The organism is Paenibacillus solanacearum, assembly GCF_910593845.1.
Lineage (GTDB): Bacteria > Bacillota > Bacilli > Paenibacillales > NBRC-103111 > Paenibacillus_G > Paenibacillus_G solanacearum.
The window spans coordinates 17,801-28,426 of record NZ_CAJVAS010000059.1; the positions used below are offsets into that span (position 1 = coordinate 17,801).

The 10,626-nt window shown below is 43.4% G+C and carries 4 protein-coding genes; all 4 read right to left on the bottom strand.

What is annotated here, in order from left to right; genetic code table 11:
* Positions 1-237 precede the first annotated feature (237 nt).
* Entirely contained in the window at positions 238-5,982 is a 5,745-nt protein-coding gene (locus KXG62_RS31385; protein ID WP_218095953.1) for an S-layer homology domain-containing protein, read from the bottom strand.
* Positions 5,983-6,426: 444 nt separating this feature from the next.
* Entirely contained in the window at positions 6,427-7,383 is a 957-nt protein-coding gene (locus tag KXG62_RS31390; RefSeq protein WP_218095954.1) for a 3'-5' exoribonuclease YhaM family protein, read from the bottom strand.
* 21 nt (positions 7,384-7,404) lie between these two features.
* The gene (locus KXG62_RS31395; RefSeq protein WP_218095955.1) at positions 7,405-8,913 is read right to left on the bottom strand and encodes a UvrD-helicase domain-containing protein; all 1,509 of its coding nucleotides are present in this window, start codon (positions 8,911-8,913) and stop codon (positions 7,405-7,407) included.
* On the bottom strand, positions 8,888-10,626 hold a 1,739-nt coding region (locus tag KXG62_RS31400; protein ID WP_218095956.1), incomplete at its 5' end, for an ATP-dependent nuclease. The genes KXG62_RS31395 and KXG62_RS31400, both read right to left, overlap by 26 nt.

The window sequence follows — 10,626 nt, forward strand, 5'->3', positions numbered from 1 at the left end:
TCAATGAGAATTATTATCATTCAAAGAAATATTTTACGCGAGTTTGAGTCAAGCAACAATGGATATTTTTCAGCGCGTTTGGACTTTTTTTGATTTCACACAGCCTTGTAAGAGTGATGCGCCTTCCTTCTGTGTTTACCAAATTGGTTTAATGACCATTTGTTAACGTTCATTAAAAAGCGAAAAACCCTTGAATTACAAGGGTTTTTACGCATGGAGCCTTCTATCGCTTAATACTCAATCCATAAACTCGACATGCTGCAGGAATCGCTTCAACATAACGGTCGCTTGCGCTCTGGTTGCATTTTCAGCCGGCGCCATCATGCCTTCCGTTAGCCCCTGTAGTATTCCTGCCGCTACGGATTGTGCCACCGCAGACCTTGCCCATATGGAGATGTCGGATCGATCGTCAAAATTAACAAGGTATTTCACTGCCTGGTTGTCGTCCATTCCCGGTTTACCTGCAATCGATAAGGCGTTCGCAATCATCACAGCCATCTGTTCTCTGGTAATCATGCTGTCCGGTGCAAAGCGATCGTTCGAGATCCCGTCGACCAATCCGGCTTTTACCCCTGCCTCGATGGCGGGAGCATACCAATTATCGATGGATACATCCTGAAACCTCGTGCTTTCGATCTTTCCTTCCATCTTAATCCCTAAGGCACGAACCATTAACGCGGTAAATTCGGCTCGCGTAATGCTGTCATCCGGTGCGAATCGGGCTTCGGACACCCCGTTTACAATCAGCTTCGATGCGAGCAGCTCCACATCATTTTTCGCCCAATGACCGTTCAAGTCGGCGAATGTCTTCTTCTCTGCTTCCACGATCGCATAGATGCTGTTATGTGGAACCTTCATCGATATTTCCTTCTGACCGTCTCTCCTAGCTGCCGTCACGGCCGGTACGAAGGACAGCGTCCGGGTTTCTGGATCATACAGTACGGCAGCGATACGCTTATCCGACAAGTCTTCATCCAGTACGATTGCCCGAACCATGTACGTCCCGCCGAAATCACGAACTTCCATCGTACGATCACCTGCAGACACAGTCACCTTGTAATCCACCGCTTGACCGATCAGCTTGAGTCCATGGTTGTCTGCGATTTGCTCCAATTGCTCCTTCGCCAGTCCGCTTACCTTCCCGATAACGACATTCACTTGCATATCCCGGATATCAACGCCGAGTTGTTTAGCTAGTTCTTCGAGATCGAGTACATGAATTTGCAGCTGGAAACTGGCGTCGTTCAGTTCAACCACGAACGCGGCATCCGAATATGAATCTGCTACTTTTCCAAGAGAAGCCGCTGGAAACTGCACTTGCACGGCTTGTTCAGAGTCGTTGATCTCAATGGTTACGAATGGCTTCTGTGCTTCTTTCAGAGCTTCCAGCACCTGTTCGATGGTCTTATTGGACAACACGGCTTTCTCAACCACGGTTCCATCAGGCCTTGTTTCCTTCACGATGTCGGAAGCATCGATCCGAATGGAGAGTCCTCCTAGTAGATCTTTGATGATGCTTGACTGGGATGAAGGCGTGAGGGAAGCCCCGTAGTCGCTGTCATCTCCGCCCTCATCCGGCTCAGGTGAAGGTTCCGCCATATTGGAAATCGAAATCTCCTTAACCGCTTCATTACCTGCCGCATCTTTGGCGTAGACGGTATACGCGCCGTTTATTGCGACCGTAAATGCGTTTGCCGCCAAAATACTTGTTCCGTTGGCACCGCCTGCAAAATCCGTCTCCACATGACTTCCCGACAGCCAGTTGAGCACAGCCAATGTATTGCCAGACTCCTGCCCAGCTATGAATGTACTGACATGGACGACGACGGGTCCCGCGGTGCTTGTTGTCGGGCTATAGCTTAATTCCAAAACAGGCGGCGTTACGACAATCGTTGAAATCGAAATTTCTTCAACCGCCTCGTTGCCTGCCGCATCTTTGGCATAGATCGTGTACGTGCCATTGGCATTGACGGTAAATGCTTTAGCGCTCAAAATATCGGCACCTCTACCGCCTCCATCAAATTCCGCCGCACGATGGCTTCCGGGCATCCAATTGAGCTTTGCCAGCGCGTTTCCAGCTGCTTCCCCATACACTGCTGCTGTAACACTTATGGTAACGGACCCTTTCGTAACGGTTGACGGGCTGAAGCTCAGCCTCAATTCCGGTTCCGTTGTGAGTATGTTCGTAATCGAAATTTCCTCAACCGTCTCGTTGCCTGCCGTATCTTTGGCATAGACGGTGTACGTGCCATTGGTGTTGACGGTAAATGCTTTAGCACTCAATAGATCGGTACCTCTGCCGCCTCCATCAAATGCCGCCGCTCGGTGGCTACCCAGCATCCAATTGAGCTTTGCCAGTGCGTTTCCGGCCGCTTCTCCATACACTGCCGTTGCAACACTTATGGTAACCGATCCTTTAATCGTGGTTGTCGGGTTGTAACTTAGCGCCAACTTCGGTGCCGTCGTAAGTATGTTGACGATCGATATCTCTTCAACCGTCTCGTTGCCTGCCGCATCTTTGGCATAGACGGTGTACACGCCATTGCTATCGACGGTAAATGCTTTAGCGCTCAATATATCGGCACCTCTGCCGCCTCCATCAAATGCCGCCGCTCGGTGGCTTCCGGGCATCCAACTGAGCTTTGCCAGCGCGTTTCCAGCCGCTTCTCCATACACTGCCGTTACAACACTTATGGTAACGGATCCTTTAATCGTGGTTATCGGGTTGTGACTTAGCGCCAACTCCGGTGCCGTCGTGAGTATGTTCCCGATCGAAATTTCTTTAACCGCCTCGTTGCCCGCCGTATCTTTGGCATAGACGGTATACGTACCGTTTACTGTGACCGCGAATTGTTTGACCGCCATAATATCGGTTCCGTTGGCACCGCCTGCGAAATCCGCCGCGGGATGGCTTCCCGGCAACCAATTCAGCTTTGTTAACACGTTGGCATCACCATACACATCAGCTGTAACACGGACGGTGACCGAACCGTTGGTTAAGACGGCCGGGCTGTACGACAAGTTGATCTGCGGCAATTCGGTCATGATATTGTCGATATCGATCATCTCAACCGCACCGTTGCCGGCTTGATCCTCGGTGTAAACCGTATACGCTCCGTTCGTTGTTACCTGAAAGCTGCCCCCTGTCAACAGCGTCCCTGCGCTTGCAAAAAATTCTTTGGTCCGCGCACCTTCCGCCCACTTCGTTACCACGATATCGCTGCCCGTTCCATAGGTTGCTGCAGTTACCGTCACCGCTCCCTTGGTCAACGTCCCGCTGTCAGGCGACTGTGTCAAAATAATGGAGGGATATTTTGAATCGATGACAATGCGGTTCGTTCCCGCCGCCGGGACAGCCAGCGGAACAACTACACCTGACGCTGTAATACCGGCGCCAACCGGCAAATCGATTGCCGTTCCGATTTCGATGCCATCCGCATCCGTGAATCCTTCCTGCACTTCATACGTGAATATGAGCTTGTTCTGTTCACCTGCAGGCTGTTCCGTATAGGTAGCGTAAACCGTTGCCGGATCTGCCCCTTCTCCAATCACAATCGGCAGTCTTGGCGTACCAACAGGTGCATCCACATTCCCCTCGTAGCTTACGGTGAATGTCAAGGTATCGCCGATTCCGTAATATCCGTCGGAGGGCAATTCAACATCGTTTATCTGTGGTGCAGGAACCTGAATCTTGAGCTTGTATGAACCTCGCGTCATTCCGTTCTTGTCCTTCGTTTCAATCGCAATCTCATTATCGCCGGGGACCACGGGGACTGTTGCCGAAGTCGCTTCAGTTCCAGAAATCGCAGCCGTCGAATGTAGATTAGCGAGACCAACGGCAATATCGACTGTTTGAATATAACGATTAGAAGTAATCGTGTATAAACCTTGTTCGGGTTTATAAGAAGCCGGATCCCTACTCAATACCGCTCCTGTTGACATCACACTCAAACTCGCCAGCTTCACCGCTTCGTAATCGTGTTTGAACATCGGATACGTCGTTCCCGCCATCATCGCCCAGGTGTTTGTGAAATCCCAATCCACATCCGCATTGGAAAAGGTAGATGTTGATTTCATTTCCGCCGTTTGTTTCCCCGCGGCTCCGCTTCCTCCGGCCGAAGTATTGTGATGGCTTGTCTCGATATCCCAGAAGGAATCGGTCACCACCGTATTGATGCTGGCGCCAATGAACCCTCCTACTCTAGAACTTGCTGTAGAAGTTACGGTCCCGGCAGCATAGGAGTCGGTCACACTCGCATTTTCCGTCTCCCCGATGAGTCCTCCTATGGAGTCGGATCCGTTTAATCCAATGACGTTCGCTGTGGAGTAAGTTTCCGCCACATCTCCTTCTAATTTCCCTGCCAAACCACCCGCTCTTTGAGCGGTTGCCGTCACCGTCCCGGCCGTATAAGCGTGCATCATCGCTCCGCCATCAAGCAGCGATCCGACCAAGCCTCCCACCGTACGCTTCCCGGTAATATCCATATTCGTCAAGCTGATACTTTTGATGGTACCCGACGCCACTCCGAAAAATCCGATGTCATCTTCATTTTCCCGATCAATGAACAAATTCCTGATTACGTGACCGTTTCCGTCGAATGTTCCTGTAAAAGGATGCGCGGCGTCTCCAATCGGCTCCCATCCCTTTGCCCCGTTGTATCCCCAGCCGGAAGGGCTCAAATACCCGGACAAGTCAATATCGTTCATCAATATATAGTGATCGCCCAATTGGTAGCCGTCCGTGACACCCGTGCCGATCGCCGCCAGCTGTTCGGCTGTCGAGATGCTGTGAGGGTAGGTGCTCCCGTCCTCCCGGCTAAGCTGGAGCGTATACTCCAATACATAAGGGTCGGGCAGCGTGCACGGTCCCGCGCATGGAGCCGGAACCGCCGTACCGGCGCTCGAAACTTTAATAAGGATCGTGTTCGCGCCTTCGATCAAATCTATCGTTTCTGTAGCGGTTCCGCCTCCCCCATCGATCGAAGCCACGCTGCCCTGCGCGTTTACGGATAAGGTCACTTTATCCACAGCGTTCGGCAGATGGCCCAAATACGTTAATCGATCGCTTGAAAAGACCGGTTCAAGCTCCACCGGATCGCCGGTATTCGGACCTGATCCAACCGTAACCTCCAATGTGTCCAACGTAATTCGATCGAAGGTCTTGCGATGCATAGGGTAGGTCATGCCTTCGAGTATGCCCCATTCGCTTTCGTCCCCGTCATTATCGGTAAAATCCCAGCCGGTAAAATAGCTGCTGCTCTTCATGTTCGCCTCGGTAAGGGGCGCTCCGCCGGCGGAACCGCTTGTCAAGTCTGAATTATAGTAACTACTTATAATCGTTCCAAAGCCTTCCTTCTTGCCAATCAATCCACCGACATTAACCGTTCCGGTTGCTTTGACCGCCGAGTAAGAAGAGCGAATGGCATCGCTGGGATTACCGGATGTATAACCGGCCACCCCACCTACCGATTCGTCTCCGGCTACGGTTCCGGTGACATACACATACTCTATTGTGGAGCTTTCGCTAAATGCCACCAATCCGCCGATGTTGTCACCGGTTCCGGCATTGATTTTCACATTGACCAACCCGACATTTCGAATCTCGGCATTAGAAATATAACCGAACAAACCGCGGTTACTTGTACCCGCCCCACCGGTGTCTATTGTCAAATTCGAAATCGTGTGTCCGTTTCCGTCGAAAACACCGGTGAACGGATTACTGCTCCAATCCCCAATCGGTGCCCAGGAAGGCACTCCGTCCAAATTGAGATTTACATCCAATCGATAGTGAGCATCCATACCATTTCTCACTTCGTTTAATTGAGCAACATTCGTGATGATATAAGGGTTCTCCGAAGATCCTTCCCCACCCGAGAACGCTGCGTACACTTTATTTTCTCCGCCAAGCAGCATCGCCAATATCGTGCATATGAGCACAGCGAACAGCAGAACCAGCCGATTTCGACGAAACAAGACCTCCATACTTTTCCCCCAAGCAACAATAGAAGATTTTAGATTTTCGATTTAATATAACCACATTATGGATAAAATTTCTATCCCTCATTTGGGGAAGTCTGCTAGATTAATATAATTTTGATCTCAGGCGGCCCATAATAAAGACGGACACCCGGTGGATGCCCGTCTTTTTTATCGAACATAGCTTAGTGTGAACACGAGGCCTTTCAAGACAAATATACAATTTTTATTTTTGGCAGAGCCTAAGGGGATTGACCTCATCGCTGCCAGTGGAGAGATGAGGATTTGTACGTTAATTGAATTGTGGGGGAAAGCCTTATGGGACAAGGCTTTTTTGAGTTTTATGTTTCTACGTTCGAGTGCGCCGCGGCGCTCAGAAAAGAAAAAGTGTGACCAAAAATGTGACCAGTCAGGGCTATTACAGGTCATTCATTCATTCTACTCATCAAGTTAAAAATTAGTGCGGAATATTTGCTTACCCTCAAGACCTCGGACAGTAGAAGTCCATTCTTCATGTTGTGGACTGGCTGATAAAGAATCCTCAACCATCTGAAGCTTAGCATCTATCATATCAATATAGTGCAACGCAACAGCTTCTGCCATTTGGGGCTGAACAGGGCTTCCCCATTCTCCAAGATTATGATGAGAAAGAATAAGATGTTGCAAACCAATTACTTGATCACAATCTAGTGAAGTACCACAAGTAATTGCAGCTTCTGTTACCCAACTTGAAGCAATAGCAATATGCCCGATCAGTTTCCCTTGATTGCTGTATTCTGAAACAATGCCCATTTGGGCATTCATTTCGACAGGCTTAGCTATATCATGAAGTATAATTCCCGCCTTTACTAAGTCTGCATTTAAAAAAGGCCGTTGTTTGCATATAAAATCACCGATTTCTAACATACGGACGATATGATATGCTAGCCCAGCAAAAAAAGCATGATGATTGGTCTTTGCCGCTGGATAGTGCAATAGTTTATCCTCCACTTTTTTCACGCAATAGAGTACGATTTCTTTAATTTTCAAGTCACAGATATTATCTATAGTTTGCTGAATGGTCTGCATTAGTTCATTGGAAGGAATAGGAGCAGATTTTATAAAATCATTAAGTGATATATTTTCATTTTCATTAATTGTACGCATTTTCAATATTTTTATTTGTGGTTTGTCACGATAGACTTGCACAGACCCCTGAATTTTTACAAGTTGCATAGCCTTATACATGTTTTTATCGCTTTCACTAATATCCCAAAACTTAGCGTTCATTTCGCCAGTCGAGTCTCCAATAGTCATATCAAAATAATCTTTTGGAGGCGTACTGTTAGTTTGCTTTATCTCTAACTCCTTAATTAAATAAAAACCAATAAAATCATCTTGAGGCTCAAGTTTATTAATTAAAGTCATGATGGTGCCCCCTACCTGTAATTAAGAAATACACATAACTAGTTTTTTAACATCATTATTGTTGTGCTTCGCAATATTCGATACATAATTAAAGTACTCTTTCCTTTCAACGAACATGACAAATTTTTCTTTAGCTCTTGTAATACAAACATAATGATTTTGTATGTGCTCACCTTGATGCAGTCTATAATACCTTGATAAACTAATTACTTGGTCAAATTCTAACCCCTTGGCTGCAAACACAGTCATTACTTTGTGTTTCTTTTCAGATAATTCAAATGCCATATCGTACTTCACATTACTAATACTTTCATAAAATTTGTCTACTTCATCATCTGTAAAGGAAAAATCAAGATACTCTGCTAGCCTGGGTAATATAATTTTCACTTTGTTATTAGAGGGATTCTTTTTTAAACCACTAATGATTTTATTAACTTCAATTCTTGTTCCCTCGTCAATTCCTGTATTCTCAATAAAATCATAAACTGAGTAAAGCTCATTTTTACAATACAGAGCTAGTTCCTTTAATAAAATCCCATTCGGAAGACCATCGTCTAAAGGAGTTTTAGGGATAAAAATAAAGTCATAACCAGCTTCATTTAGTTTATCCGCGATAGTTTTGGCCTCATCATTAATATTGGCTATTATGGTAATTTCTTTATTTAAGTTAATCAAGTTAGAAGAAACCAATGCATAAAAATTTGAAGAAAAGTTCACAAATCCTTCGTCTATATATTTTTTAAAAATAACATTTTGGGCTACAATTGAAGGCTGCAAAAAATACTTTACATTATGCAGTAGGTTTGCATAATTTTCTATCTCCGCATCACACCTAAAATTCTTGCTTAGTTCATACATATTAAAATTTTCTTTACTTAATACCTTAAACACATCTTCCATTGCTCCTCGCCAATGATAGATGGCTTGCTTGCCGTCTCCTACAATAAATAATTTCAGACCCAAAATGTTTTTTAAATACATAAAGAACTGATGCATATTTTTATCCGAATCCTGATACTCATCTAGGAAAATAACCGCATACTTTGATTTAATGTATTCTTGAGCAGCTACAGAATTAAGTAGAACTTTCAAAGCCAACTCAAACTTAAAGTTAAAATGGTTTGACCTATAACTGCCTAAAATTTTATTTTCTTTTAACTGCTTTAACCCTGAGTTAAAGTCCTGAAATTTATAATCCCCGCCGTATTCTACAGAAAAATCTCCATAGAACTCCTCTCCCAACGCATCCTTGATGAAAGGCCGAACTATTTCCTGCTCAATAAAGGAATCATTTGTCATTACCACATAATGTTTTTTTATCTTCTTTGAAGCTCTCAACCTAATTTCCTTTGTTGCCTTCACTGTAAACGTAATTGCAGCAATCGTTCTATGATCAGTTATTTTATCCAATTCTAATATCATTTTATTAATCATAATGGTAGTCTTACCTGAACCCGCACTGGCTGAGACTACAATATTGCCAGAATCATTTAAAATACTATCTCTAGCGTCCTGATCCACTAACTTCATTGGGCACCAGCTTTCTTAAAGCTCTAAATAAAGAATGATTAATAATTTTTCGACAATCTTCTTCAGTAAGTTTTGTTGTTAGTTCTAACATGTTTAAAAGCTTATGTTCTTGCAGGTATTTCACTGGGTCTTTCTCATCCAATAATTCTCCCAATCTATTTCCAAGGGCTTCATGTAAATCATTTTCTAAATCAAGTTTTGATAAATAAATATTATTTTTTACCATTTCTCTGATTTTATCGCTATATAAAATGTAAAGTTCCAATTTCTTTTCTTTAATTTTATTCAGCTTAGTCTTATTAGTAAAAATTTTTTTCCCGTTTCGCTTATGGTAATAATCTATTTCAACAGGTTCTAGACGCTCTTGAGAATCTAAAAGATTCAAACATCTTTGCATCCCAATAATATCAAAAGTAGTTGGATGATTTTTTTTTGCTTTCAAGTCGTTATCTGTCTTTATGAAAACTGAGATATTTAACCCTCGCAGCACTTTAACATAAGGCTCAAATTTTATACCATTTACCTCTAATATGTATCCTCCATCTAATTCATAGATTGGGTGTATCATTTCTAATATTTTTTCAAATAAAGCTTTCTCAGAAGGTCCTTCAACCAGCAGTACTTTTTCTGCAAAGAGTGCTGTGGATAATGATCTATTTAACTCTTTCCTTAGGCTCTTGAATTCTGAATCCACACGGTATATAAAGGACTCACAGCTAATACTGTCTTTTGAATAAATCCTAATAAGTGAAGCTTCATCCATTTCATACAATAGCTCTGAAGAATGAGTAGATAGAAAAAAGTAGTTGTATACTTTAGACTCAAAAAGTTGTTTAGATAGGGCAATTTGCATTGATCTATGCAAATTGTTCTCTGGTTCTTCTATAAGATAAATAATAATTTTACCTTCTTCTTGCAATTGTGTTAAATAATTGAGCAAAGAATAGGCTAATATTTTTTTGCGCCCATCGCCTGATGTTGGATACATATTATCATCTTCATCTTTTCTAATGTATGGAACAAGATTCGTAAAGTATCCATTTATTGACAATTCCGATTTCATCTCAATGCTTATATTTTCTTTTTTTAGTTTTCTATATTCATTTGTAATAGTACTTTGAAAAGACTGGATGAGGTTCATACTGCTTATTTTTGTGTTCAATTCAATACCTAATTCTTTAATCTCTTCACTTAGTCCTATATCATTATCATCAAGCTTATTTTGATCAAAAAATCTCTTTCTATTTTTTGAAAATGTCATGGCTAAGTCTATAGTTGGATCAACATAAACCACTTTAAACAGCTTATCTAGAGGACTAAATATTCCTTCTTGAGAAACCGCAATTAAATCATCTATTTTGTTTCCCCATAAAAGCTTGGGTATCCCAATCCCCTCACTGCTATCAAATTCTCCTTGAATTTGAAAAAAGAAATTATTAAGATCATCACTAGTTCTTGCTCCGCCAACTTTTGAAATGATATGTTTTGAATCATCGTTGACAGTGCGATCAGTTAGGTCCACTCCTAATGTAATTTTTATAATTCTATCCGTTTGCTTTTTAAAGAAATCTGTCTCGTTAAAGCCGTTTTTTCTAAAAGTGTGGTGAAAAATCAGTTTTTGGCATTGTCTTTCTGACGAGCCAGTTAAAGAAAAACATTGAAATGTGTAAAAGCCAAGCAAGTTGAAGGATACGCTGTGCCCGTGAAGTTTAC

What these genes read in the sequence shown, in the direction of transcription:
- KXG62_RS31385 (WP_218095953.1), bottom strand. Translation starts at nt 5,982, where the DNA reads ATGGAGGTCTTGTTTCGTCGAAATCGGCTGGTTCTGCTGTTCGCTGTG.
- KXG62_RS31390 (WP_218095954.1), bottom strand. Translation starts at nt 7,383, where the DNA reads ATGACTTTAATTAATAAACTTGAGCCTCAAGATGATTTTATTGGTTTT.
- KXG62_RS31395 (WP_218095955.1), bottom strand. Translation starts at nt 8,913, where the DNA reads ATGAAGTTAGTGGATCAGGACGCTAGAGATAGTATTTTAAATGATTCT.